The organism is Cupriavidus sp. R6-3, assembly GCF_059772245.1.
This window is the reverse complement of the sequence record NZ_JCBAJO010000436.1, coordinates 1-1,432: the sequence shown is the minus strand read 5'-3', so window position 1 is coordinate 1,432 and position 1,432 is coordinate 1. Positions and strand designations below refer to the sequence as shown.

Below are 1,432 nucleotides of genomic sequence, written 5' to 3'. Positions count from 1 at the left end.
CGCATGCGCTGCACAAGGTCGATGGCTGCGCCAAATGCGCCAATTGCGGCTACGTCGGCGAGTGCGGCTGATGGCCCGCTGAATCCCCGATCGACCTCGCGCCCGTTCCCCTTGCCGGGCCCGGCGACAGGCCGCCGGCCGGCGGGTCGCCATTTGCTACAATCGCCGCCATGAGTTACCAAGTTCTAGCGCGCAAATGGCGCCCCAGGGATTTCACCACGCTGGTCGGCCAGGAGCACGTGGTGCGCGCGCTCACGCATGCGCTGGAACAGCAGAGGCTGCATCACGCCTACCTGTTTACCGGTACGCGCGGCGTCGGCAAGACCACGCTGTCGCGCATCCTGGCCAAGGCCCTGAATTGCACGGGGGCTGACGGCAACGGCGGCATCACCGCGCAGCCCTGCGGGGTCTGCAAGGCCTGCACCGAGATCGATTCGGGCCGCTTCGTCGACTACATCGAGATGGACGCCGCGTCGAACCGCGGCGTCGACGAGATGGCCCAGCTGCTCGACAAGGCGGTCTACGCGCCGACGGTCGGACGCTTCAAGGTCTACATGATCGACGAAGTGCATATGCTGACCAACCACGCCTTCAACGCGATGTTGAAGACGCTGGAAGAGCCGCCCGGCCACGTCAAGTTCATCCTCGCCACCACCGACCCGCAGAAGATCCCCGTCACGGTGCTGTCGCGCTGCCTGCAGTTCAATCTGAAGCAGATGCCGCCTGGCCATATCGTCAACCACCTCGACCGCATCCTGGCCGAGGAGGGCATCGCGCACGACGGCAATGCGCTGCGGCTGCTCGCGCAGGCCGCGCACGGCTCGATGCGCGACGCGCTGTCGCTGACCGACCAGGCCATCGCCTACAGCGCGGGCGAGGTGTCCGAGGCCTCGGTGCGCGGCATGCTCGGTGCGATCGACCAGAGCTACCTGGTGCAGCTGCTCGACGCGCTGGCCGCCGAGGACGGCGCCGCGATGCTGGCGGTGGCCGACAGCATGGCCGACCGCAGCCTGTCGTTCGCCGGCGCGCTGCAGGACCTCGGTTCGCTGCTGCACAAGATCGCGCTGGCGCAGGCGGTGCCGGCGTCGGTGCAGGAGGAATGGCCCGAGGCCGGCGAAGTGCGCCGCCTGGCGGCCGCCTTCGATCCGCAGGAAGTGCAGCTGTTCTACCAGATCGCCAATCTCGGCCGCAGCGAGCTGGCGCTCGCGCCGGACGAGTACGCCGGCTTCACGATGACGCTGCTGCGGATGCTGGCGTTCCGGCCCTCGGCGATGCCGTCGGCGCCGACGCCGGCAGGCCCGGCGACGGCCGGTGCGCGCAGGATGTCCGGCTCCGCGATGGCCGGTGTGGCCGGCGCCGCGGCGGCATCGGCATCGGCAGCATCGACGGCATCGGCTTCGGCAGCATCGGCTTCGCCGGTTCCGCACGGTTC

The 1,432-nt window shown here is 69.2% G+C and carries 1 protein-coding gene; it reads left to right on the top strand.

Annotated features, from left to right (window positions below; translation table 11 throughout):
- Window positions 1–170: 170 nt before the first annotated feature.
- On the top strand, window positions 171–1,432 hold a 1,262-nt coding region (locus AC6EI8_RS26455; RefSeq protein ID WP_498383387.1), incomplete at its 3' end, for a DNA polymerase III subunit gamma/tau.